Source organism: Pararhizobium sp. IMCC21322, from assembly GCF_030758295.1.
Classification (GTDB): domain Bacteria; phylum Pseudomonadota; class Alphaproteobacteria; order Rhizobiales.
The window spans coordinates 2,921,352-2,943,727 of the sequence record NZ_CP132335.1; the positions used below are offsets into that span (position 1 = coordinate 2,921,352).

Annotated in this window: 21 protein-coding genes and 2 tRNA genes; 22 read left to right on the forward strand and 1 reads right to left on the reverse strand. The window is 51.7% G+C overall.

Annotated elements, in window-relative coordinates; genetic code table 11:
- The first annotated feature begins 332 nt into the window (after positions 1–332).
- From RAL91_RS13815 to RAL91_RS13850, 8 genes are all read left to right on the forward strand, one after another.
- Positions 333–983: an ATP-dependent Clp protease proteolytic subunit gene (locus tag RAL91_RS13815; protein ID WP_306256801.1), complete on the forward strand. Its 651-nt coding sequence runs from the start codon at positions 333–335 to the stop codon at positions 981–983.
- A gap of 222 nt (positions 984–1,205) precedes the next feature.
- A complete protein-coding gene (gene clpX, locus RAL91_RS13820) occupies positions 1,206–2,501 on the forward strand; it encodes an ATP-dependent Clp protease ATP-binding subunit ClpX (protein ID WP_306256802.1) in 1,296 nt (431 codons plus the stop codon).
- 314 nt (positions 2,502–2,815) lie between these two features.
- Positions 2,816–5,245 carry an endopeptidase La gene (lon, locus tag RAL91_RS13825; RefSeq protein WP_306256803.1) on the forward strand — a complete coding sequence of 810 codons (2,430 nt, stop codon included), beginning with the start codon at positions 2,816–2,818 and terminating at the stop codon, positions 5,243–5,245.
- A gap of 207 nt (positions 5,246–5,452) precedes the next feature.
- On the forward strand, positions 5,453–5,728 hold the full coding sequence (locus tag RAL91_RS13830) for an HU family DNA-binding protein (protein WP_306256804.1): 276 nt from the start codon (positions 5,453–5,455) through the stop codon (positions 5,726–5,728).
- Positions 5,729–5,942: 214 nt separating this feature from the next.
- Positions 5,943–6,018, forward strand: a tRNA-Val gene (locus RAL91_RS13835).
- Between the two features lie 120 nt (positions 6,019–6,138).
- Positions 6,139–6,215, forward strand: a tRNA-Asp gene (locus RAL91_RS13840).
- A gap of 141 nt (positions 6,216–6,356) precedes the next feature.
- Complete coding sequence (locus tag RAL91_RS13845; RefSeq protein WP_306256805.1) at positions 6,357–6,902, forward strand: sigma-70 family RNA polymerase sigma factor; 546 nt, start codon at positions 6,357–6,359, stop codon at positions 6,900–6,902.
- Entirely contained in the window at positions 6,899–7,660 is a 762-nt protein-coding gene (locus tag RAL91_RS13850; protein WP_306256806.1) for a hypothetical protein, read from the forward strand. The genes RAL91_RS13845 and RAL91_RS13850 overlap by 4 nt, the downstream gene beginning before the upstream one ends.
- 123 nt (positions 7,661–7,783) lie before the next feature.
- Here RAL91_RS13850 and RAL91_RS13855 read toward each other — a convergent pair whose 3' ends face one another.
- On the reverse strand, positions 7,784–8,101 hold the full coding sequence (locus tag RAL91_RS13855) for a cupredoxin family copper-binding protein (RefSeq protein ID WP_306256807.1): 318 nt from the start codon (positions 8,099–8,101) through the stop codon (positions 7,784–7,786).
- Between the two features lie 395 nt (positions 8,102–8,496).
- Here RAL91_RS13855 and RAL91_RS13860 point away from each other — a divergent pair, with 395 nt between their 5' ends.
- From RAL91_RS13860 to RAL91_RS13925, 14 genes are read left to right on the forward strand one after another with little or no spacing between them, the layout of a single operon-like run.
- On the forward strand, positions 8,497–8,862 hold the full coding sequence (locus tag RAL91_RS13860; protein ID WP_306256808.1) for an NADH-quinone oxidoreductase subunit A: 366 nt from the start codon (positions 8,497–8,499) through the stop codon (positions 8,860–8,862).
- 19 nt (positions 8,863–8,881) lie between these two features.
- Positions 8,882–9,463, forward strand: coding sequence for an NADH-quinone oxidoreductase subunit B family protein (locus tag RAL91_RS13865; RefSeq protein WP_306256809.1), 582 nt, complete (start codon positions 8,882–8,884; stop codon positions 9,461–9,463).
- Between the two features lie 57 nt (positions 9,464–9,520).
- Positions 9,521–10,141, forward strand: a complete 621-nt coding sequence (locus tag RAL91_RS13870; RefSeq protein ID WP_306256810.1) for an NADH-quinone oxidoreductase subunit C — start codon at positions 9,521–9,523, stop codon at positions 10,139–10,141.
- A gap of 11 nt (positions 10,142–10,152) precedes the next feature.
- Positions 10,153–11,343, forward strand: a complete 1,191-nt coding sequence (locus RAL91_RS13875; protein ID WP_306256811.1) for an NADH-quinone oxidoreductase subunit D — start codon at positions 10,153–10,155, stop codon at positions 11,341–11,343.
- Positions 11,343–12,575 (forward strand): NADH-quinone oxidoreductase subunit NuoE, encoded by a 1,233-nt coding sequence (gene nuoE, locus RAL91_RS13880; RefSeq protein WP_306256812.1) that lies wholly within the window; start codon positions 11,343–11,345, stop codon positions 12,573–12,575. Before RAL91_RS13875 ends, nuoE begins: the two co-directional genes overlap by 1 nt.
- A 5-nt stretch (positions 12,576–12,580) precedes the next feature.
- Positions 12,581–13,882: an NADH-quinone oxidoreductase subunit NuoF gene (gene nuoF / locus RAL91_RS13885; RefSeq protein ID WP_306256813.1), complete on the forward strand. Its 1,302-nt coding sequence runs from the start codon at positions 12,581–12,583 to the stop codon at positions 13,880–13,882.
- Positions 13,883–13,886: 4 nt separating this feature from the next.
- The gene (locus tag RAL91_RS13890) at positions 13,887–14,195 is read left to right on the forward strand and encodes a pentapeptide repeat-containing protein (RefSeq protein WP_306256814.1); all 309 of its coding nucleotides are present in this window, start codon (positions 13,887–13,889) and stop codon (positions 14,193–14,195) included.
- Between the two features lie 9 nt (positions 14,196–14,204).
- Positions 14,205–16,301 (forward strand): NADH-quinone oxidoreductase subunit NuoG, encoded by a 2,097-nt coding sequence (nuoG, locus tag RAL91_RS13895; RefSeq protein ID WP_306256815.1) that lies wholly within the window; start codon positions 14,205–14,207, stop codon positions 16,299–16,301.
- Positions 16,302–16,313: 12 nt separating this feature from the next.
- A complete protein-coding gene (gene nuoH, locus RAL91_RS13900) occupies positions 16,314–17,363 on the forward strand; it encodes an NADH-quinone oxidoreductase subunit NuoH (RefSeq protein WP_306256816.1) in 1,050 nt (349 codons plus the stop codon).
- 39 nt (positions 17,364–17,402) lie between these two features.
- Positions 17,403–17,891, forward strand: coding sequence for an NADH-quinone oxidoreductase subunit NuoI (gene nuoI, locus RAL91_RS13905; protein WP_306256817.1), 489 nt, complete (start codon positions 17,403–17,405; stop codon positions 17,889–17,891).
- 54 nt (positions 17,892–17,945) lie between these two features.
- Positions 17,946–18,560 carry an NADH-quinone oxidoreductase subunit J gene (locus RAL91_RS13910; RefSeq protein ID WP_306256818.1) on the forward strand — a complete coding sequence of 205 codons (615 nt, stop codon included), beginning with the start codon at positions 17,946–17,948 and terminating at the stop codon, positions 18,558–18,560.
- 43 nt (positions 18,561–18,603) lie between these two features.
- A complete protein-coding gene (gene nuoK / locus RAL91_RS13915; RefSeq protein ID WP_306256819.1) occupies positions 18,604–18,912 on the forward strand; it encodes an NADH-quinone oxidoreductase subunit NuoK in 309 nt (102 codons plus the stop codon).
- Between the two features lie 6 nt (positions 18,913–18,918).
- Positions 18,919–20,856, forward strand: a complete 1,938-nt coding sequence (nuoL, locus tag RAL91_RS13920; protein WP_306256820.1) for an NADH-quinone oxidoreductase subunit L — start codon at positions 18,919–18,921, stop codon at positions 20,854–20,856.
- Complete coding sequence (locus tag RAL91_RS13925) at positions 20,856–22,373, forward strand: NADH-quinone oxidoreductase subunit M (RefSeq protein ID WP_306256821.1); 1,518 nt, start codon at positions 20,856–20,858, stop codon at positions 22,371–22,373. Before nuoL ends, RAL91_RS13925 begins: the two co-directional genes overlap by 1 nt.
- Positions 22,374–22,376 lie beyond the last annotated feature (3 nt).

Below are 22,376 nucleotides of genomic sequence, written 5' to 3' on the forward strand. Positions count from 1 at the left end.
GCCTTGACTGTGTTCTAGCGCGCTGCCAGAGGTTGCTCCGACACCATTCCGTTCAACACGGGACTCTTGGCCTGCATAAGATCTTCACTCAACATCAGATCACCTCCTTTCAATTGTTAATGATGATGGGAAGCTAGCACAGCTTCCAAAATTCCAAAGGATTTTTTCAATCAACAGCCAAAATTCTTGAAAATTTACCTCATTCGGTAAGGCTCATTGGTAATGCCTCTTTAATTCGCCGGGTGCATACCGTACATACGGCTCAACAACGAACAACAGCGCCTCGCGAATCCCATCTTGAAGGCGGCTCATGAAAAATTATAGGAATTGCAATGTACGATCCGGTTAGCCAGGCGCAGAACATGCTGATCCCCATGGTGGTCGAGCAGACCAATCGTGGAGAGCGCTCTTACGATATTTTCTCTCGCTTGCTGAAAGAGCGCATCATCTTCATCACCGGTCCGGTTGAAGATGGCATGTCGACCTTGGCCTGTGCCCAGCTTCTTTATCTGGAAGCGGACAATCCGAAAAAAGAAATTGCGCTCTACATCAACTCACCTGGTGGTGTGGTGACGTCAGGCCTGGCCATTTATGATACGATCCAGTTCATCAAACCGGCTGTATCTACCCTGTGCATCGGGCAGGCAGCATCCATGGGCTCGTTGCTTCTGGCAGCCGGCGAGAAAGGCATGCGTTTCTCCCTGCCGAACGCTCGCATCATGGTGCATCAGCCCTCTGGCGGATTTCAGGGACAGGCATCCGACATCGCCCGCCATGCAGATGACATCGTCAAACTGAAGCGGCGTTTGAATGACATCTACGTCAAGCATACCGGTCAGGATTATGACATGGTCGAGAAAACACTGGACCGCGATCATTTCATGACTGCTGAAGAAGCCAAAACCTTTGGTCTGATTGACAGTGTGGTAGAAAACCGCTCTGAGCCCGATGACGGCAAGGGTAAAGGTAAAAAATCTGATTAAGATCGAAAATGCAGCAAAAATAAACAGAATCCAACGGCGAAACCGGGATCAATATCAATCCTTTGTATCTTCGTGGTTGGATTCGTTAGTGTTTTTGTGGCAAAAACTTTCGTCAATGGCTCTGATGAGGCATTTGGTGGTTTTCAGCGCTTTACTATCGCTCCGACCATCGTATGCTTGGAAAACTGCGGGGCCAAACCTATGAGTGTGAAGGTAGACTAAATGAGCAAGATTTCCGGCGGAACTGGTAGCAGCAGTGGCAGCGGTTCGGACGCAAAGAATACGCTCTATTGTTCGTTCTGTGGCAAAAGCCAGCACGAAGTCCGCAAACTGATTGCCGGGCCGACCGTGTTCATTTGCGATGAATGCGTAGAATTGTGCATGGACATCATCCGCGAGGAAAGCAAGACATCGCTTGTAAAATCCAGCGATGGCGTGCCGTCACCTCAGGAAATTTGCACAGTCCTTGATGATTATGTGATCGGTCAGTTCCACGCCAAAAAAGTATTGTCGGTTGCTGTCCACAATCACTACAAGCGCCTGCATCACGCAGCCAAGAATGCTGATGTTGAACTGGCGAAGTCGAACATATTGCTGATTGGTCCAACGGGCTGTGGTAAAACACTCCTGGCGCAGACTCTGGCGCGCATTCTGGATGTGCCCTTTACCATGGCTGACGCGACAACCCTGACTGAAGCGGGTTATGTCGGTGAAGATGTGGAAAACATCATCCTGAAACTTCTTCAGTCGGCAGACTATAATGTGGAACGCGCACAGCGCGGCATCGTCTATATCGATGAGGTCGACAAGATTACCCGCAAGTCTGACAATCCTTCTATCACCCGGGACGTATCGGGCGAGGGCGTACAACAGGCGTTGCTGAAGATTATGGAAGGCACGGTTGCAAGTGTGCCGCCCCAGGGTGGCCGCAAGCATCCGCAGCAGGAATTCCTGCAAGTCGATACAACCAATATCCTGTTTATTTGCGGTGGCGCATTTGCTGGCCTGGACAAGATTATTGCGGATCGTGGTGACACCACATCCATCGGTTTCAGTGCAGCTGTCGCTGGCCCGGATGAACGCACCGCGGGTGAACTGTTCCAAAGTGTCGAGCCGGAAGATCTTTTGAAGTTTGGACTTATTCCTGAGTTTGTAGGTCGTTTGCCGGTACTGGCAACATTGACCGATCTCGATGAGGAAGCTCTGGTCCGGATTCTTTCTGAGCCGAAGAACGCGCTTGTGAAGCAATATCAGCGCTTGTTTGATATGGAAGAAGTCAATCTGACCTTCCATGAAGAAGCACTGAAGTCGATTTCACGCAGGGCGATCGATCGCAAGACCGGTGCGCGTGGTTTGCGCTCAATTCTTGAGTCCATTCTGCTTGAGACGATGTTCGATCTGCCGGGGCTGGAAGGCGTCGAGGAAGTCGTGATTTCCGCAGACGTTGTGGATGGTGATGCCCGTCCGCTCTATATTTATGCCGAACGCAAACAGGAAGATGCTGGAGCCTCTGCCTGATCAAAGGCGGCTTTTTCCGGGAAGCTGATGCGACGCAGGCCATCTGCCTGCGCGCAACAGATCATATGTTTGATCCGTTCCACCAGTGAATAACACACATTCACACCTTGAATTGGCTGTGCGAACACGCCATTTCTTTAACTATCCGTGCTATTCTTTTCTCTAATACGATTCTGAAATGGCATAAGGTTGTGGGTGCTTTGCCCAGACCAAAACCATATCTGGTCCGTTGCAGCGAGCGAAAGCCGGCATGATCAGTTCCTATCTGCCTCTTTGAGGGGACTGGAGCTGAGGCTAACAAAAAGGAAAATACTATGAGTGCAGATATAAGCACCACCTCAAATGACGCGGTCTACCCGGTCCTTCCGTTGAGAGATATTGTGGTTTTCCCGCATATGATTGTGCCGCTCTTTGTGGGTCGCGAAAAGTCAATCAGCGCTCTGGAAGAAGTCATGAAGAATGACAAGCAGATCATGCTTGTCACGCAAAAAGACTCCAATGACAGCGATCCCAAGCCCGAAGACATCTATGAAATCGGTACGCTCGCGACTGTGCTGCAGCTGCTGAAACTTCCAGATGGAACTGTGAAGGTTTTGGTGGAAGGTGCCAGCCGCGCCCGCGTGACCCAATTTACAGATCGCGATGATTATTTTGAGGCTCATGCCGAGATGATTCCCGAGGAATTTGGCAATGAGGTTGAAGTTGAAGCGCTCTCACGCTCGGTTGTGTCCGAGTTTGAGAACTATGTGAAGCTGAACAAGAAAATCTCGCCCGAAGTTCTGGCAGCTGTTGCCAATATCGAAGATTTTTCAAAGCTCGCTGATACAATTGCATCCCATCTGGTTATCAAGATACCTGAAAAGCAATCACTGCTTGGTGTCGTATCGGTCGGAGAGCGGATTGAAGCCATTCTGGCTCTGATGGAAAGCGAAGTTTCGGTTCTTCAGGTCGAGAAGCGCATTCGCTCGCGCGTCAAGCGGCAGATGGAAAAGACCCAGCGCGAATATTACCTGAATGAGCAAATGAAGGCGATTCAGAAGGAACTGGGTGATTCTGAAGACGGTAAGGACGAGCTTGCCGAGCTGGAAGCAAAGATTGCCAAGACCAAATTCTCCAAGGAAGCCCGTGAAAAGGCTGAAGCGGAAATGAAAAAACTGCGTCAGATGAGCCCGATGTCTGCCGAGGCGACCGTCGTGCGCAACTATCTCGACTGGCTGCTTGGTATTCCATGGGGCAAGAAATCCAAGGTCAAGATCGACCTGCAGAAAGCGCAGGAGGTTTTGGACAAGGATCATTTCGGCCTTGAGAAAGTCAAAGAGCGGATCATCGAATATCTTGCGGTGCAAAGCCGGTCCAACAAGCTGAAAGGTCCGATCCTTTGCCTTGTGGGTCCTCCCGGCGTTGGCAAGACTTCACTTGGCAAATCCATAGCCAAATCCACCGGCCGTGAGTTTGTTCGCATGTCTCTGGGTGGTGTCCGCGATGAAGCCGAGATTCGCGGCCATCGAAGGACCTATATCGGGTCAATGCCCGGCAAAGTGATTCAGTCGATGAAGAAAGCAAAGAGATCCAACCCGCTGTTCTTGCTCGATGAGATCGACAAGATGGGCATGGATTTCCGTGGCGATCCGTCATCAGCGCTGTTGGAAGTTCTGGATCCGGAGCAAAACAACAGTTTTGCGGATCACTATCTGGAAGTGGATTATGATCTTTCCAACGTGATGTTTGTGACGACATCCAATACTTTGAATATTCCTGGCCCCCTGATGGACAGGATGGAGATCATCCGCCTTGCAGGTTACACGGAAGACGAAAAACTGGAGATCGCCAAACGACATCTTTTGGGTAAGGCGGTCAAGAATCACGGTCTGCGCGACGGTGAATTCGAGATAAAGGACGATGCCCTTCTGGACGTCGTGCGTTTGTACACGAAGGAAGCCGGAGTTCGTAATCTGGAACGTGAATTGTCAAAACTGGCCCGGAAAGCTGTCACGCGACTGCTGACCGATTCCAGTCAGACCAAGATCGTGGTTACGCTGGAAAACCTTGAAGACTTCCTGGGCGTCCAGAAGTACCGCTTTGGCCAGGCAGAAGGTGAAGACCAGGTTGGTGTTGTCACCGGTTTGGCATGGACTGAAGTGGGCGGAGAATTGCTGACCATTGAAGGTGTCATGATGCCGGGTAAAGGCAAAATGACAGTGACAGGAAATCTGCGGGATGTGATGAAAGAATCCATCTCTGCCGCAGCGTCCTATGTTCGGTCACGGTCAGTGGATTTCGGCTTTAAGCCTCCGATGTTTGATAAACGGGATATTCACGTTCACGTACCTGAAGGTGCCACGCCTAAGGATGGTCCTTCTGCCGGTATCGCCATGGCAACAGCGATTGTTTCCATCATCACAGGAATTCCTGTGCGCAAGGACATCGCCATGACGGGTGAGGTGACCCTTCGTGGGCGTGCATTGCCGATTGGCGGACTTAAGGAGAAACTGCTGGCAGCGTTGCGCGGTGGTATCAAGACGGTCTTGATCCCTGAAGAGAATGCCAAAGATCTGGCCGAAATTCCGAGCAATGTGACCGACGGCATGGAGATCATTCCGGTCTCTCACATGGATGAAGTGCTCAAACATGCGCTTGTAGAAGCTCCTGTGGCGATTGAATGGTCGCCGGAAGAGTTCGATAAAGCACCTTCTGCACCCACCTCAAGTGAGTCGGAATCAAGTAGCGTTATGGTTGCACACTGACATAATAGTAACAATTCAGGCGTGTTTTCGCCCCCAACATCAACCCGGTCGGCCTTGCTGACCGGGTTTTTTTCATTTTTGCGCGGAAAAACCCCGTTTCCTGCCGTTTTGCCCTTGCCTTTCAGGTCAAGAATGAAGACTTTCTGCGAACGGAGACCAAGGGAGAATCAATGATCTCTCTGCTCCTGACATCAAAAGGAGTTCATGATGAACAAGAACGAACTTATTGCTGCTGTTGCAGAAAAATCCGGCCAGACAAAAGCAGATGCCGGAACTGCGGTAGAAGCAACATTCGAAGCAATCAGCGATGCTCTGTCCGGTGGTGACGAAGTGCGCCTGATTGGATTTGGTAATTTCTCCGTAGCGCACCGTGCTGCCACAGATGGCCGCAACCCGCGCACCGGTGAGACAATCAAAATTCCAGCATCCAAGTCACCAAAATTCAAGGCCGGCAAGGGCCTTAAGGATGCTGTAAACAAGTAATTGCTTGTTTCAATATCGTAACAAATTGAACCGCCGTGGCATGGTGACATGCCAGGCGGTTTTTTTGTATGTCGTGTGATTTGGCCTCAGGAATCCGGTTTCGGTCTTCCACAAATTCAAGTCTCAGCATGAAGCTTGATAAATTACCCGAAAATTACGCAAATTCATCTTGTCATGCGCGTTGTTTCGGGCTACCACCCGCACGCTAAGCGGCGGGCGATTAGCTCAGTTGGTAGAGCGCTTCGTTTACACCGAAGATGTCGGGAGTTCGAGTCTCTCATCGCCCACCATCGCTTGGCAAACAGACAGGTGGCTACCTGTTGTTGGAAACCGCATTCGGCTCTTGACGAAAATGGTTCACCAGCGTAAGTCAGCCACCACTCATGCAGGAGAGTTGTCCTGCCACCCGCGGGGGTGTAGCTCAGTTGGTTAGAGTGCCGGCCTGTCACGCCGGAGGTCGCGAGTTCGAGTCTCGTCACTCCCGCCATTTTCATTAGTCCAACCAGATTGGATGCTATGAAAATTGGATTTAAGATTTTTCCCTATTGTAGTTATGCGCAACGTGCACGAAGACTTGCACGCAGATACTGTTAAGGTCGGGAGTGAAGTTTCGAGTGTGGAAAATCCTGTGTCCGAATCAACATTGACGCCTGAAGCCTGCCTTAAGCGCATCGCTCAACAAGACCGCGCTGCGTTCGAAACCCTTTATAACCTGATCTCCTCGAAACTTTTGGGCGTTGTATTGCGTATCATACCCCAGAGAAGTTTGGCGGAGGATGTCTTGCACGACACATTTCTGAAAATCTGGCGAGCAGCGCATCAATTCGACCCGGGTCGCGCATCTGCGATGAGTTGGGCAGCTACGATTGCCAGAAACGCAGCCATCGACCATAAGCGACGGCGCAAGGAAGTCGATCTGCCTGATGATGTGTTGAATTTCCAAATGGAAAAAGACGCGCACAGCAATCAACCACGTGGCGATGAGGCCACAAGTCTGACTTTGCAGCACTGCCTGAAAGAATTGGAAGAGACACAGCGCCAATGCGTTGTTCTGGCTTATTGTCAGGGCCTGTCACGTGAAGAGCTTTCAGAACAACTGGATGCTCCGGTTAACACCGTCAAGACATGGATACGTCGGGGCCTTTTGTCATTGCGGGAGTGCATTTCGCAATGACCGACAACACCACAGAAGAGTTTCACGAAGATTTGCGGGCTGTCGCAGGTGAATATGTGCTGGACACACTGTCAGTGCGCGAGAGAACAGCCTTTGAGGCACTGCTGGCAAAAGATGTATCTCTGATGTCACTGGTGGAGGAGTGGAAGCACATCCTGGCACCTGTTCTGGAATCAGCACCGGAGGAACAACCTGATCAGTCGGTCTGGTTGCGGGTCAATGAAAGCCTTGAGCAGACCACATCTCAGCAAAAATCTGATTCAGATCAGACTGTCGTGAGTCTGGATAAGTTTCGCAGATCACGTAATCGCTGGCGCGGCCTGAGTGCGGGACTGGTGTCCCTGGCTGCTGGACTGGCGGCTTTTGTTGTGATTGATGGCTCGCTTTTGCAACCACCATCAGTGGTGCCTGATCGCCTGGCTGTTTTGACCACGGACACTGCTGGAATGCAGTTCATCGCTACTGTCGACCCGGCGCGTCAGGGCATTCATATCCGTCCCCTGAATCAGAGCGGGCAGAGGAATCCTTTTGCTGAAGGTCCACTGGAGCTTTGGGTACAGGCGGGAGATGCGCTTAATTACCTTGGCAATGTTACATCCGCTTCCTGGCAATGGCTCAATTATGCCGATATCCTGAAGACTGAAGATTTTGATCAGGCCGTGCTTTTGCTGACACGCTCACTGGAGCCAGGCACCATAGCTCCATCTGCGCCGGGTGAGATCGTATTTCAGGGACAAATCAGCAGCCGAGCAAAATAAGGTGTGATCTCACATTTCGGCGGTCCTTCGGATGCGGTCCATCGGATTCGATCCTTCGGATTCAGCCACAAAAAAAAGGCTGCCTGTAAACAAGGCAGCCTTTTTCGGACTGTTGGTCAATTGTTACTGGACGACAATCGTCCCCTTCATACCCCGATGAATTTTACAGAAAAAAGCAAATGTACCAGCACTGTCAAACGCAATGGTCTCAGATTTGCCCTTGCGCAAGGTCGCTGTTGTAAAAGACCCGTCTGCGGCCGTTGCTGTGTGCGGCGCACCATCGCGATTGGTGAATGTGATGGTATCTCCGACCGAGACAGTGATGGTAGCAGGGCTGAAGGCCATTCCTTTAATATCGGCTTTGATGTCGGCAGCCTGAGCTATACCGGCAAGACAGATAGCGGCGCCTGCAGTGAGGAATGTTTTGAAGAACTTGGTCATATTGTTTGATCCTGTTTGTATGGGTGAAAGCCAGACGGTAGCCGTTGCGCTTTCTGGGAGGTGATACGCCACCACGCTTTAAAAAGTTTCAGACGCATGAAAACTATTTACGACAAGGCCCATTTTCGTCGTTGTTTTTGCGAATTTGGTGAGATTTAGGCACTCTGATGCGGTTTGGGGCTTGCACGAAAACATGGCCTTGGGTAAGCCTCGGACCTGAAATGGCTGCCAGAGTTTTTTGTGCGTCCTGCACAATGGAAAAGCATGTGAACTGATGCTAGCGTTGAGCGTATTCAATCAACTTGTCGCGGTCGGCAAGCGATTTGCCGCAGTGCAGCGCACTACGGCACATGTAAAGTGTGCTAAGTAATACGAAACTGAACGGATTTTGATCAATGGAACCCTTATTGAGCCAGTATCTTCCGATTGTTATTTTTATCGGAATCGCACTGTTCATAGGCTTGGCTCTGCTCGTTGCGCCGTTCATTGTCGCTTACAAGGCACCTGACAGCGAAAAACTGTCCGCCTATGAATGTGGTTTCAACGCCTTTGATGACGCCCGGATGAAGTTTGATGTCCGGTTCTATCTGGTGGCAATCCTGTTCATCATCTTTGATCTGGAAGTGGCATTCCTGTTTCCATGGGCTGTCGCCTTTGGTGAGATCGGTCTCTATGGCTATGTCTCGATGATGATTTTCCTCGGAATTTTGACCATTGGCTTCATTTATGAGTGGAAAAAAGGGGCGCTGGAATGGGATTAATGAAAGCGGGATCTGACAGATGAGCGTGAATGAGCAACATTCGACACTGATTGCACCTGCTCCCAAGGGTATCATTGACCCCAATACCGGTGAGCCTATTGGCAGCCAGGATGCATTCTTTACCGATATAAACGCGGAACTCGCTGACAAGGGTTTCATTGTCGCGGCCACTGATGATCTGATCACCTGGGCGCGCACCGGCTCGCTGATGTGGATGACATTCGGTTTGGCTTGTTGCGCTGTGGAAATGATGCAGATGTCTATGCCGCGCTATGATGCGGAACGCTTTGGCGTTGCACCGCGCGCGTCTCCGCGTCAGTCGGATGTGATGATTGTGGCTGGCACGCTGACCAACAAAATGGCACCGGCGCTGCGCAAGGTTTACGATCAGATGCCCGAGCCGAGATATGTGATTTCCATGGGCTCCTGTGCCAATGGCGGCGGCTATTACCATTATTCCTATTCAGTTGTGCGGGGATGCGACCGTGTGGTGCCTGTGGATATTTATGTCCCAGGATGTCCACCAACCGCAGAAGCGCTTCTGTACGGAATATTGCTGCTACAAAAGAAAATACGCCGCACTGGCACCATAGAACGTTGATGATTCCATTCAGTCCGGACTATTACGACCGGGTTGGAGCAGATAGAGCTTGAATATATGGGCTTAGACATAGCAGAAAACGAAGCCACCCTTAAAGATTTGGCAGAGCATATTGCTGACAATTTGGGTGCCTCTGTGCTCGAAAGTACGCAGTCGTTTGGCGAATTGACGCTGACAGTTGTCCGCGCTGACATTGAAAGTGTCTTGCGGTTCCTGCGCGATAATACATCAACCAAATTTCTCAGTTTTGTTGATCTGTGCGGTGCTGACTACCCAGCACGTGAAGAGCGTTTTGAAGTCGTCTACCATCTGCTCAGCCCTCAGCATAACACCCGAATCCGCGTGAAGCTCAGCACAACAGAAGACGATCCGGTGCCGAGTGTTGTCAGCATTTTTCCAGCTGCCGACTGGTGCGAGCGCGAAGCTTATGATCTTTACGGTATCCTGTTTTCCGGCCATCCGGATCTGCGCCGCCTGTTGACAGATTATGGCTTTGAAGGACATCCGCTGCGCAAGGATTTCCCACTCACCGGCTTTGTGGAAGTACGTTACGACGATGAGCGCAAACGCGTTGTCTACGAGCCTGTTGAACTACCACAGGAATTCCGCAACTTTGATTTCCTCTCGCCATGGGAAGGCACTGAATATGTGCTGCCCGGCGATGAAAAAGCGAATTAAGGGGCAGACCGATGAGTGAAGCACAAGTTCGCAATTTCAACATCAATTTCGGCCCACAGCATCCGGCGGCTCACGGCGTTTTGCGCCTTGTTCTGGAACTGGATGGCGAAGTCGTGGAGCGGGTAGATCCGCATATCGGACTGCTGCATCGCGGCACTGAAAAGCTGATTGAGCACAAGACATATCTCCAGGCCATTCCGTATTTCGATCGGCTGGATTACGTGGCTCCGATGAATCAGGAGCACGCCTTTGCGCTGGCTATTGAACGGCTGGCTGGAATTGAAGTGCCAAAACGTGGTCAGTTGATTCGCGTTCTGTATTCGGAAATCGGCAGAATTCTGTCTCATTTGCTGAATGTGACGACGCAGGCCATGGATGTTGGTGCGCTGACGCCGCCTCTTTGGGGCTTTGAAGAACGCGAAAAGCTGATGGTCTTTTATGAGCGTGCCTGTGGCGCAAGGCTGCATGCTGCTTACTTCCGGCCCGGCGGTGTTCATCAGGATCTCCCGGAAGATCTGATCGATGATATTGCGGATTTCTGCGACCCGTTCCTGCATGTCTGTGATGACATCGATCAGCTACTGACAAACAACCGTATTTTCAAGCAGCGCAATGTGGATATCGCAGTCGTCGATCTTGACGATGCCTGGCGCTGGGGCTTTTCCGGCGTCATGGTGCGCGGTTCCGGTGCTGCCTGGGATTTGCGCAAATCCCAACCTTATGAATGCTACGACGAGATGGAATTTGATATTCCCATCGGGAAAAATGGTGATTGTTATGATCGCTATCTCATCCGGATGGAAGAAATGCGCCAATCTGTCAGCATCATGAAACAGTGCATTCAGAAGCTGAAATCTGCGGAAGGGCGCGGGCCCATCTCCTCGCTGGATGGTAAAATGGTGCCGCCGAAACGCAGTGAAATGAAACGCTCAATGGAAGCGCTCATTCATCATTTCAAGCTGTACACCGAAGGCTACAAAGTGCCTGCCGGTGAGGTTTATGCCGCTGTGGAAGCTCCGAAAGGCGAGTTTGGCGTCTATCTGGTTTCAGATGGCTCCAACAAACCGTATCGTTGCAAGATTAAAGCACCGGGCTTTGCCCATTTGCAGGCAATGGATGACATCTGCAGAGGCCACATGCTGGCTGATGTGTCTGCCGTCATCGGATCCCTGGATATCGTATTTGGTGAGGTAGACCGGTAATGTCAGTCCGTCGTCTTCATTCAGAACAACCTGATACCTTTGTCTTTACACAAGACAATCAGGATTGGGCTGAAGGTCAGATTTCTAAGTTTCCGGAAGGCCGGGAAGCATCTGCGGTCATTCCATTGTTGTGGCGTGCTCAGGAACAGCATGAAGGCTGGTTGACAGAACCTGCCATTCGTAAGGTCGGCGAAATGCTGGATATGCCTTATATCCGCGTTCTTGAAGTTGCGACATTCTACACAATGTTTCAGCTTCAGCCTGTTGGAAAGAAAGCGCATATTCAGGTTTGCGGGACAACACCCTGCATGTTGCGCGGAGCTGGAGACATCAAGGCGGTGTGTCAGAAACGCATAGCCGCGCACGCTCATGAAATTTCCGAAGACGGTAATTTTTCCTGGGAAGAAGTTGAATGCCTTGGGGCCTGCGTAAATGCGCCCATGGTTCAGATCTGGAAAGATACTTACGAAGACCTGACCGTCGAAACGTTTGAAGCCATGCTGGATGCCATTTCAGATGGTAAGGAAATTACTCCTGGACCGCAAAACGGCAGGCATTTCTCGGTGCCATTCAGCGGTCGCACCAGTCTTGACGAATCCTCTCAGGAATATGGGCCGGAGGGCGGCGTACCGTTCGCCCATCTCGTCGATGGCGCAACAGTGGCCTCTTATACGGACGCCGGCGTCTCGATAAATGGCGGTCCGCAACCGGATGCGGCTTCAACCAAAGCAAAATCCGCTGCTGCCTCAAAGCCGAAATCTACTAAAAAGGCTGCGACAAAAAAAGCATCGGCCAAGAAATCGACCGGGACAGAGGATGAGCCAAAGGCGGAAGCGACAGCCGTTCCCAAGGACACCACCATTCGTCCGACCGACGTCAAAGACGGCGCAGACGCTGAAAAAACAACCGCTAAAAAAACCACAACTGCCAAAAAAGCCACACCCGCCAAGAAGCCAGACGCGCCGGAAACATCTGTCTCCGCAGTCAAGAAGCCTGCCGCTCTGGACAAAGCACGCAGCGGTGGCGCTGATGATCTGAAACGCATCAAGGGTGTTGGTCCAAAGATTGAGGGCATCCTGAACAGTCTGGGCATCTTCCATTTTGACCAGATTGCGGCCTGGGATCAGGCCAACAAGGACTGGGTGGACGATCATCTCAGTTTCAAAGGACGCGTCGACCGTGAAGACTGGATTCCACAGGCCGAAGCTCTTGCCAATGAAAGTAAAGGATAAGCGGTATGCTGCAGGATAAAGACCGCATATTCACCAATATATATGGCTTCCATGATTGGGGCCTGAAGGGCGCTCTCGCGCGCGGCCAATGGGATGGCACCAAGGGTTTCATCGACAAAGGTCGTGACTGGGTTATTGAGCAGGTCAAAGCCTCGGGCCTGCGTGGTCGAGGTGGCGCTGGTTTTCCGACCGGTCTGAAATGGTCTTTCATGCCAAAGGAAAGCGACGGTCGCCCGTCCTATCTGGTCATTAACGCTGACGAATCAGAGCCGGGCACATGCAAAGACCGCGAGATCATGCGGCATGACCCGCATCATTTGATTGAAGGCTGTCTGATTGCCGGTTTCGCCATGAACGCCAATGCCTGTTACATCTATATTCGCGGCGAATATATTCGCGAACGCGAGCGGCTGCAGGCAGCGATTGATCAGGCCTATGACGCCAATCTCATTGGAAAAAACAATGTTCATGGCTGGGATTATGATATTTATCTGTCTCATGGTGCCGGCGCATATATTTGCGGTGAAGAAACAGCATTACTGGAAAGCCTGGAGGGCAAAAAAGGCCAGCCGCGCCTGAAACCGCCATTTCCGGCCAATGTGGGTCTCTATGGATGCCCGACCACTGTGAACAATGTGGAATCAGTGGCCGTTGTTCCTGAAATTCTGCGCCGTGGCGCGGGTTGGTTCTCTGCTCTGGGCAAGCCGAACAACACGGGTACGAAACTGTTTTGCATTTCCGGCCACGTTGAACAGCCTTGTACAGTTGAAGAGGAAATGGGCGTTCCATTCCGTGAACTGATCGAAAAACATTGCGGCGGCGTTCGCGGTGGATGGGACAATCTTTTGGCAGTGATTCCCGGCGGATCATCCGTGCCTTGCCTGACAGCCGAAATGTGTACTGACTTGTCGATGGATTTTGACAGTTTGAAAGAACTTCGGTCCGGTCTGGGAACTGCGGCTGTGATCGTTATGGATAAATCGACCGATATTATCCGAGCCATTGCCCGTATCTCATACTTCTATAAACACGAGAGTTGTGGTCAGTGTACACCTTGCCGCGAAGGCACAGGTTGGATGTGGCGCGTACTGGAACGTATGGCTCGTGGCGAAGCGCAAAAACGCGAAATTGACATGTTGTTTGAAGTCACAAAGCAGGTCGAAGGCCACACAATTTGTGCCTTGGGTGATGCTGCCGCCTGGCCGGTTCAGGGACTGATTCGCAATTTCCGACACGTGATCGAGGAGCGGATCGATCAATATTCGGCCAAACCCAATGACGCGCCAATTATGGAAGCTGCGGAGTAAGATAATGGCTCACAAAATGCATCAGGTGACGGGTAAATTGAGTGTCAGCCAGTCTGTCATTTCAAAGTCGACTTTTGATGATGTGAACATGTCCAAAACAAGCTTCCGAAATGCGAATTTGTCAAAAGCGCTGATCGAAGGCGTGAACATGGCAAATACGGCGTTTAGCGACGTGAACCTGTCCGGGGTTCAATTTAAAAATGTGAATATGAGCAATGTTGCAATCAAAAATGCAAACCTTGCTGGAATGAAGATTAACGGCGTGGCCGTTAGCGATCTTTTTGCGGCTTATACAGCCGCGCAGAATGCTTAGGTGAATCAGATGACGAAGATCATCGTTGACGGAACCGAAATTGAAGTGCCAGCAGGATACACGCTGCTTCAGGCTGCAGAAGAAGCTGGTGCTGAAGTGCCGCGCTTTTGCTACCATGATCGGTTATCGGTAGCAGGCAATTGCCGCATGTGCCTTGTGGAAGTGAAGGGCGGACCGCCCAAACCTGCCGCGTCTTGTGCCATGTCTGTGCGTGATTTGCGCCCGGGTCCCAATGGTGAACCGCCTGAAATATTTACAAAAACGCCAATGGTCAAAAAGGCCCGTGAAGGCGTTATGGAATTTTTGCTGATCAACCATCCGCTCGATTGCCCGATCTGCGATCAGGGCGGCGAATGTGATCTTCAGGATCAGGCTATGGCCTATGGCGTGGACAGTTCACGGTTTTCCGAGAATAAGCGCGCGGTTGAAGACAAATATATCGGGCCTCTGGTCAAAACCATCATGACCCGATGCATTCACTGTACCCGCTGCGTTCGTTTCTCCACGGAGGTTGCTGGTGTCACAGATTTGGGCATGACCGGACGCGGCGAAGATGCCGAGATTACAACATACCTTGAAAGCGCGATGACATCGGAATTGCAGGGCAACGTCATTGATCTGTGTCCTGTTGGTGCGCTGACTTCCAAGCCTTACGCCTTCAAGGCACGTCCCTGGGAATTGACCAAGACCGAAGGCGTGGATGTCATGGATGCCGTGGGCTCGGCCATTCGCATTGACACACGCGGTCGCGAAGTCATGCGCATCATGCCGCGCCTCAATGAAGCGGTGAATGAAGAATGGATTTCCGACAAGACCAGGTTCATCTGGGATGGTCTCGGTTCCCAGCGCCTGGATCGCCCTTATATTCGCGAATCAGGAAAATTACGCGCTTCATCCTGGCAGGAGGCTTTTGATCTGATTGCTGAACGCGTCAAAGCCAATACGCCCGAACATGTCGGGGCAATTGGCGGAGATCTGGCCAGTGTGGAAGATCTTTATGCGTTGAAAACGCTGATGAAATCCATCGGATCGCCCAATTATGACTGCCGACAAGATGGCACAGTGCTGGACCCGAAGGACGGGCGTGCAAGCTATCTGTTCAATACCAGCATAGAGGGCATCGAGGATGCCGATGCGCTGCTGATTATTGGTTCCAATCCACGCCATGAGGCTGCCGTGCTGAACGCACGTATTCGCAAACGCTGGCGCATGAGCGAGTTCCCGATTGCACTCATCGGTGAGCAGAATGATCTGACCTATGATTACGAATATCTGGGGGCCGGTCCGGACAGCCTGAAAAGCCTTTCAGACAGCAAGTCTGGCTTTGGAAAAATATTGCGTGAAGCCGAGCGACCAATGATCCTCATTGGTCAGGGTGCTTTGACACGCAAGGACAGTGCCGGAATTTTGGGCGCCATCGCGAAACTGGCCGTTGATACCGGCGTTGTTACCGAGGGCTGGAACGGCTTTAGCGTCTTGCACACTGCAGCTGCGCGGGTTGGCGGTCTGGATATTGGGTTTGTTCCGGAAGATGGCGGTCTGAAAACGGCTGAAATGCTGTCGGCTGCAGGAAAAGGTGATTTGCTGACCCTGTTCCTTGCAGGCGCGGATGAGATTGATCTGGACGCATTGGGGTCCGCCTTTGTGGTATATGTGGGCACACATGGTGACAAGGCAGCGCATCGCGCCGACGTTATCCTGCCTGCTGCGACCTATACGGAAAAGTCTGGAACCTATGTGAATACCGAGGGACGGGTGCAATATACACCGCGCGCAGCTTTCCCGCCGGGTGATGCCCGCGAGGACTGGGCTATTTATCGCGCTTTGTCTGATGTGCTTGGCTCACCGATTGCCTTCAACTCCCTTGACCAGCTTCGTGCGCAGCTTTACAGCGAATTCAGCCATTTGGCCGCAATTGATCAAGTGGCACTTCAGGAAAGTGGGCAGATAGAAAAGCTCACAAAGAAAACCGGCTCGATCAAATCAGATGCATTTGTCAGTCCGGTTACAGATTTCTACCTGACAAACCCGATTGCGCGTGCATCAAAGGTCATGGCGGAATGTTCACAACTGGCCCTCGGTCAGCATGTTGAAGCGGCAGAATAGGGCAGGCGGCTGATGAATTCCTTCTTCGACACATATGTAGTGCCAACGGCGATCATGGTTGGCCAAAGCCTGCTTTTGCTGGTCTCGCTGCTGCTGGTTATTGCGTATCTGCTCTATGCTGACCGTAAGATCTGGGCAGCGGTTCAGCTTCGTCGCGGGCCCAATGTGGTTGGGCCATGGGGACTTCTGCAATCCTTTGCCGATCTTTTGAAGTTTGTTCTCAAAGAACCGGTTATTCCAGCTAGTGCCAATAAGGCCGTGTTCCTGCTGGCGCCTTTGGTAGCCGTTACCCTGGCGCTGACCTCATGGGCTGTTGTGCCAGTGAATGCCGGATGGGTGATCGCAAACATCAATGTTGGCATCCTGTTTGTATTCGCCATCTCCTCGCTGGAGGTTTATGGCGTGATCATGGGTGGTTGGGCCTCGAACTCCAAATATGCATTTTTGGGCGCTTTGCGATCCGCCGCACAGATGATTTCCTATGAGGTTTCAATCGGCTTCGTCATCATTACCGTATTGCTCTGTGTCGGATCATTGAACCTGACCGATGTGGTTGAAGCGCAGAGAACCGGGCTTGCCACCATGCTGGGGGTCGACTCACTTCTGATCCTGAACTGGTTCTGGTTGCCGCTGTTCCCGATGTTTGTGATCTTCTTCATCTCGGCTTTGGCGGAAACCAACCGACCACCATTTGATCTGCCTGAGGCTGAGTCTGAACTTGTGGCCGGCTTTATGGTGGAATACGGCTCCACCCCATACATGATGTTTATGCTTGGCGAATATGCAGCCATCACATTGATGTGCGCCATGGGCACGATCCTGTTTATGGGCGGATGGCTGCCACCGTTTGACTTTGCTCCGTTTACCTGGGTCCCGGGCATTGTCTGGTTCATGCTGAAGCTGTGCTTCATGTTCTTCATGTTTGCCATGGTCAAAGCCTTTGTGCCGCGCTATCGCTACGATCAGTTGATGCGTCTTGGCTGGAAGGTATTCTTGCCAATCTCGTTAGCGTCTGTGGCCATAGTGGCTGGCGTATTGCAGGTGATGGGATGGGCACCATGATTGTATTGAAATTGCGGATGAAAAAGCGAGGAATTCCTCATGCGGCTTGATCAGGCAGCAAAATCCCTGTTGTTGAAGGAATTCGTCTCGGCGTTTTTCCTGTCGGTGCGCTATATGTTCAAACCGCGCCCGACCATCAACTATCCATTTGAAAAAGGTCCTGTCAGCCCACGTTTTCGCGGGGAGCACGCCTTGCGACGCTATCCCAATGGCGAAGAGCGCTGCATTGCCTGCAAACTGTGCGAAGCCATCTGTCCGGCACAGGCCATTACCATTGAGGCCGGTCCGCGGCGCAATGACGGCACACGCCGAACCACACGCTATGACATCGATATGGTCAAATGTATCTATTGCGGCATGTGCCAGGAGGCCTGTCCCGTGGATGCCATCGTGGAAGGGCCGAATTTCGAATTTGCGACGGAAACGCGTGAAGAACTGTATTACGACAAGAACAAACTTCTGGAAAACGGATCACGCTGGGAACGCGAAATCGCTGACAATATTGCAGCCGATGCCGCCTATCGCTAAACAGCGCATAACGACTATGAACCTTGGTGCCAAAGGCGCCGCTCGGGGCTAAATATGATACTGACGAGCCTTTTCTTTTATCTCTTCGCTGGCGTCACGGTGGCGTCTGCCTTTATGGTGATTTCTTCGCGCAATCCGGTGCATTCCGTATTGTTCCTAATTCTGGCGTTCGTCAATTCTGCGGCCTTGTTTTTGATGCTTGGCGCAGAATTCCTCGCGATGATTTTGATCGTGGTTTATGTGGGCGCGGTCGCGGTCTTGTTCCTCTTCGTTGTGATGATGCTGGATGTGGACTTTGCCGAGTTGCGTCAGGGCTTTCTGCAATATCTTCCGGTCGGCGCAATCATTGGCCTGATCTTGTTGGTTGAACTGATTCTGGTTGTTGGTACCTATGTTATCGCGCCGGAAATGACGGCAAGCCCGATTGTTCCCATTCCAGACCCACTGGTCATTTCGAACACCGAGGCTCTGGGGCTGCTGATCTATACAAAATACATCTATTTCTTCCAGGCCGCAGGCATGCTGCTTCTGGTTGCCATGATTGGCGCCATTGTGCTGACGCTGCGCCACAAGGAAGGCGTTAAGCGACAAAACATTTCGGAACAGGTTGCCCGGCGACCTGAAACGTCAATCGAAGTGCGTAAAGTGGAATCAGGAAAAGGGATCTAGGGCGGCAGCCTTTGGTCTCACACGGAAAGTATTAGGTTCTCTAATGGAAATCGGCCTTTCACATTATCTGACAGTGGCAGCCATACTGTTCACTATCGGCGTATTGGGAATCTTCCTCAACAGGAAGAATGTCATCGTTATTCTAATGTCGGTGGAATTGATCCTGCTGGCCGTCAATCTCAACTTTGTAGCTTTCTCGTCTTTTCTGGGAGACATGGTAGGGCAGGTCTTTGCCTTGTTTGTGCTGACCGTTGCCGCTGCTGAGGCAGCCATCGGTCTGGCCATTCTGGTCGTCTTCTTCCGCAACCGCGGCTCCATCGCCGTGGAAGACGTCAACATGATGAAAGGCTGATCAGACATGTATTCAGCCATCGTATTCCTTCCGCTGATCGGCTTCCTCATCGCGGGGCTGTTTGGTAACAGGCTCGGCGCACGCAATGTGGAATATCTCACATCCGGCCTGGTTGTCATTTCCGCCTTGCTCTCCTGGATTGCTTTTTTCTATGTGGGCATTGGCCAGGGCGAGACGCAGACCGTGCAGATCATGTCATGGATTGAGTCCGGAACGCTCTCGGCAAACTGGGCCCTGCGTATTGATACGCTCACAGTGGTCATGCTGGTCGTTGTCAATTCGGTCTCGGCGCTCGTGCATATTTATTCCATAGGATACATGCATGAAGATCCGCATCGCGCGCGGTTCTTTGGGTATTTGTCGCTGTTTACCTTTGCCATGTTGTCACTGGTGACCGCTGACAATCTTCTGCAGATGTTCTTCGGCTGGGAAGGTGTTGGTCTGGCGTCCTATCTGCTGATTGGCTTCTGGTACCAAAAACCGGCTGCCAATGCGGCTGCTATGAAAGCGTTCATCGTCAACCGCGTTGGTGATTTTGGTTTCCTGCTCGGCATCTTTGCCCTGTTCTGGATGACCGGAACCATCAATCTGGATGCTATCTTCGCCAACGCCGCCTCACTGGAAGGACAAACCATCCAGTTTGCTGGTATGGAACTGGACGCACTGACAACCATTTGTCTGCTGCTGTTCATGGGCGCGATGGGCAAGTCGGCGCAATTCCTGCTGCACACCTGGCTGCCAGATGCGATGGAAGGTCCGACACCTGTGTCAGCCCTCATTCACGCTGCAACCATGGTAACAGCAGGGGTGTTCCTGGTGGCGCGCATGTCACCGGTGTTTGAATACGCGCCAGACGCCTTGTTGGTTGTCACCTATGTTGGTGCGATAACCGCCTTCTTTGCAGCCACTGTCGGGCTGGTTCAGACCGATATCAAACGCGTCATCGCCTATTCAACATGTTCCCAATTGGGCTACATGTTTGTGGCCTTGGGGGTTGGTGCATATTCAGCTGGCATGTTCCATCTGTTTACCCACGCCTTCTTCAAAGCGCTGCTGTTCCTCGGCGCAGGTTCGGTCATCCACGCTGTCCACCACGAGCAGGACATGCGCAAAATGGGTGGGCTGCGGAAACACATTCCGCTGACTTATGGCATGATGATCATTGGCACGATTGCGCTTACAGGGTTCCCGTTCACGGCTGGATATTATTCCAAGGATGCGATTATTGAATCAGCCTACGCCTTTGGCGGACAGGCTGGCGGCTTCGCCTACATCATGACCGTTGTGGCAGCCATCTTCACGAGCTTCTATTCGTGGCGGCTGATCTTCCTGACCTTCCACGGCAAGGCCCGCGCCTCCGCCGATGTCATGGCACATGTCCATGAGTCACCAAAGATCATGACCGTACCGTTGATTTTACTGGCCATCGGTGCCCTGTTTGCCGGCGTCTTCTTCTCGGGATCGTTCATCGGACATAACTTCGATGAGTTCTGGCGTGAATCGCTGTTCTTCGGCGAAGGCAACACCATCATGGAAGACTTCCACAATGTGCCCGGCTGGGTTGTCTGGTCGCCATTCTTTGCAATGGTGCTTGGATTTGTGGTGTCGTTCTACTTCTACATTCTGTCCCCGGATACGCCACGGCGTCTTGCTGAGGAACACGGCATTTTATACCGGTTCCTTTTGAACAAATGGTATTTCGACGAAATCTACAATGTGATTTTTGTCCGTCCTGCCAAATGGATCGGTTACTTCCTTTGGAAAAAAGGCGATGGCTGGTTCATCGATGGGCTGGGTCCAAACGGGATTGCTGCCCGCGTGTCCGACGTAACTCAAAGAGTTGTTAAATTGCAAAGTGGCTATCTGTATCACTACGCGTTCGCAATGATGATTGGCGTGGCCGCGCTCATCACCTGGATGACCTTTAGCGGAGGGGCAAACTGATGAGCAGTTGGCCAATTCTTTCAACCGTCACCTTCCTGCCACTGGTTGGTGCATTGTTGATCCTGCTGGTTCGTGGTGATGATGATATTGCCCGACGCAATATCCGCAATGTTGCCCTTTGGACCACCATTGTAACGTTTGTCGTATCGCTGTTCATCTGGATCGGGTTTGACACACAAGTTGCCGGTTTCCAGATGGTGGAAGATGCAGCACTGGCTGACGGCATCTTCAATTACAAAATGGGCGTTGACGGCATTTCCATGCTGTTTGTCATTTTGACCACATTGCTGATGCCGCTCTGTATTCTGGCAAGCTGGACTTCAATCGACAAGCGGTTGAAGGAATACATGATCGCGTTTCTGGTGTTGGAAACACTGATGATCGGCGTGTTCTGCGCGCTGGATCTGGTGTTGTTCTACATCTTCTTTGAAGCTGGTCTCATCCCGATGTTCCTGATCATCGGCGTATGGGGCGGCGCTCGCAGGGTTTATGCGTCGTTCAAATTCTTCCTCTACACTCTGCTTGGCTCAGTTCTGATGCTGATCGCCATTATGGCCATGTACTGGGAAGCCGGAACAACCGATATTCCCACATTGCTGGCCTTCCAGTTCCCCGCCGGTATGCAAACCTGGCTGTGGCTGGCCTTCTTTGCCAGTTTCGCTGTGAAAATGCCCATGTGGCCCGTTCACACCTGGTTGCCTGATGCGCATGTGGAGGCACCGACGGCAGGGTCTGTCATTTTGGCAGGTATTCTGCTGAAAATGGGTGGTTACGGGTTCTTGCGGTTCTCACTGCCCATGTTCCCATTGGCCTCGGATGATTTTGCGCCGTTGGTTTATGCACTGTCCGTTATTGCCATTATCTACACCTCGCTTGTGGCGCTGATGCAGGAAGACATAAAGAAGCTGATTGCCTATTCATCCGTTGCGCATATGGGCTTTGTAACCATCGGTATTTTCACCATGACCACACAGGGCGTGCAGGGGGGTATCTTCCAGATGCTGTCTCACGGCTTGATATCGGGCGCGCTGTTTCTGTGTGTTGGCGTAATTTATGACCGCATGCACACCCGTGAAATTGCGGCCTATGGTGGGTTGGTCAACCGTATGCCATTTTATGCCGTTGTCTTTTTGATCTTCACTATGGCCAATGTCGGCTTGCCAGGCACCAGCGGCTTCGTCGGCGAATTTCTTGTGCTGATGGGCATCTTCAAGGTGAACACCTGGGTGGCGATCTTCGCTGCAACGGGCGTCATATTGTCGGCTGCCTACGCGCTCTGGCTGTTCCGTCGGGTCGTCTTCGGGCAACTCAACAAGGAAAGCCTGAAGTCTATTCTGGACATGAGCATGCGCGAGAAAATCATTGTGGTGCCATTGTTGCTGCTCACCATCCTGTTTGGTTTCTATCCGATGCCGATACTCGATGTGACGGCAGCATCAGTAGACAACCTCATTGCCAATTATCAGGCCGCATTGGCCGCAGCCGGTGATTTGGCTGAAACCGCAACTGCCCATTAGAAT

Bases quoted from the DNA above. Each gene is read 5' to 3' on its own strand.
- RAL91_RS13870 (WP_306256810.1), top strand. From the start codon at position 9,521: ATGGGCTTAGACATAGCAGAAAACGAAGCCACCCTTAAAGATTTGGCA.
- lon (WP_306256803.1), top strand. From the start codon at position 2,816: ATGAGTGCAGATATAAGCACCACCTCAAATGACGCGGTCTACCCGGTC.
- RAL91_RS13830 (WP_306256804.1), top strand. From the start codon at position 5,453: ATGAACAAGAACGAACTTATTGCTGCTGTTGCAGAAAAATCCGGCCAG.
- nuoG (WP_306256815.1), top strand. From the start codon at position 14,205: ATGACGAAGATCATCGTTGACGGAACCGAAATTGAAGTGCCAGCAGGA.
- RAL91_RS13815 (WP_306256801.1), top strand. From the start codon at position 333: ATGTACGATCCGGTTAGCCAGGCGCAGAACATGCTGATCCCCATGGTG.
- RAL91_RS13850 (WP_306256806.1), top strand. From the start codon at position 6,899: ATGACCGACAACACCACAGAAGAGTTTCACGAAGATTTGCGGGCTGTC.
- RAL91_RS13925 (WP_306256821.1), top strand. From the start codon at position 20,856: ATGAGCAGTTGGCCAATTCTTTCAACCGTCACCTTCCTGCCACTGGTT.
- RAL91_RS13865 (WP_306256809.1), top strand. From the start codon at position 8,882: ATGAGCGTGAATGAGCAACATTCGACACTGATTGCACCTGCTCCCAAG.
- RAL91_RS13855 (WP_306256807.1), bottom strand. From the start codon at position 8,101: ATGACCAAGTTCTTCAAAACATTCCTCACTGCAGGCGCCGCTATCTGT.
- RAL91_RS13910 (WP_306256818.1), top strand. From the start codon at position 17,946: ATGATACTGACGAGCCTTTTCTTTTATCTCTTCGCTGGCGTCACGGTG.
- RAL91_RS13860 (WP_306256808.1), top strand. From the start codon at position 8,497: ATGGAACCCTTATTGAGCCAGTATCTTCCGATTGTTATTTTTATCGGA.
- clpX (WP_306256802.1), top strand. From the start codon at position 1,206: ATGAGCAAGATTTCCGGCGGAACTGGTAGCAGCAGTGGCAGCGGTTCG.
- nuoH (WP_306256816.1), top strand. From the start codon at position 16,314: ATGAATTCCTTCTTCGACACATATGTAGTGCCAACGGCGATCATGGTT.
- nuoI (WP_306256817.1), top strand. From the start codon at position 17,403: ATGCGGCTTGATCAGGCAGCAAAATCCCTGTTGTTGAAGGAATTCGTC.
- RAL91_RS13875 (WP_306256811.1), top strand. From the start codon at position 10,153: ATGAGTGAAGCACAAGTTCGCAATTTCAACATCAATTTCGGCCCACAG.
- nuoL (WP_306256820.1), top strand. From the start codon at position 18,919: ATGTATTCAGCCATCGTATTCCTTCCGCTGATCGGCTTCCTCATCGCG.
- nuoE (WP_306256812.1), top strand. From the start codon at position 11,343: ATGTCAGTCCGTCGTCTTCATTCAGAACAACCTGATACCTTTGTCTTT.
- nuoF (WP_306256813.1), top strand. From the start codon at position 12,581: ATGCTGCAGGATAAAGACCGCATATTCACCAATATATATGGCTTCCAT.
- RAL91_RS13890 (WP_306256814.1), top strand. From the start codon at position 13,887: ATGGCTCACAAAATGCATCAGGTGACGGGTAAATTGAGTGTCAGCCAG.
- nuoK (WP_306256819.1), top strand. From the start codon at position 18,604: ATGGAAATCGGCCTTTCACATTATCTGACAGTGGCAGCCATACTGTTC.